2 protein-coding genes are annotated in these 759 nt (G+C 61.0%); both read left to right on the forward strand.

The window, feature by feature from the left end; translation table 11 throughout:
- Positions 1-101 precede the first annotated feature (101 nt).
- Complete coding sequence (tnpA, locus tag NA619_RS24995; protein ID WP_255964445.1) at positions 102-437, forward strand: IS66-like element accessory protein TnpA; 336 nt, start codon at positions 102-104, stop codon at positions 435-437.
- Positions 434-759: IS66 family insertion sequence element accessory protein TnpB (tnpB, locus tag NA619_RS25000; RefSeq protein ID WP_255964446.1), on the forward strand; the 326-nt coding region annotated here is incomplete at its 3' end. The genes tnpA and tnpB, both read left to right, overlap by 4 nt.

Genomic DNA, 759 nt, shown 5'->3' on the forward strand with positions numbered 1-759 from the left:
TAACCGTCCGCCGAACCCATCTCCCCGCTTCTTCCAGATAGCGGCATGGTGTGCACCTATTTTTGGTGGACACCATTTCAAGCCACTTTCTGGAGGGTTTCGTGTCTCGACAGCGCCGTACATTCCCCAAGGCTTTCAAGGCCCAGGTCATCGAAGAGTGCGCCCAATCCGGTACTTCCGTCGCCGGCGTGGCGCTCAGCCACGGGCTCAATGCCAACCTGGTGCATAAATGGATTCGTAAGCAGCGCGAGCCGCTACCGGTCGTATCTGCACGCTTTATCCCGGTGCCGCTCGGCATCCTGCCTTCAGAGCAGGCCAGCTCTGAAGAGCTGACGATACGAATCGAAATCCCCTACCACGCCGGCAGTCTGTCGGTGCACTGGCCGGTGCAGGACGGCGAAGGCTGTACACGCTTGCTGCGCGGGCTGCTCGCATGATTCGCATCGATCGCATCTGGCTGGCCACTGAGCCGATGGACATGCGCGCCGGCACCGAAACCGCATTGGCCCGTGTAGTGGCGGTATTCGGTGCGGCGAAGCCGCACTGTGCTTATCTGTTCGCCAACCGCCGCGCCAACCGCATGAAAGTGTTGGTGCATGACGGTGTAGGGATCTGGCTGGCCGCGCGGCGATTGAACCAAGGCAAGTTTCACTGGCCAGGCATCCACCGCGGCTTGGAAGTTGAACTCGACACCGAGCAGCTTCAGGCTTTGGTGCTCGGTTTACCCTGGCAGCGGGTTGGTGCAGCCGGTGCGATCAC

The organism is Stutzerimonas stutzeri (assembly GCF_024448895.1).
GTDB classification, from domain to species: domain Bacteria; phylum Pseudomonadota; class Gammaproteobacteria; order Pseudomonadales; family Pseudomonadaceae; genus Stutzerimonas; species Stutzerimonas stutzeri_Q.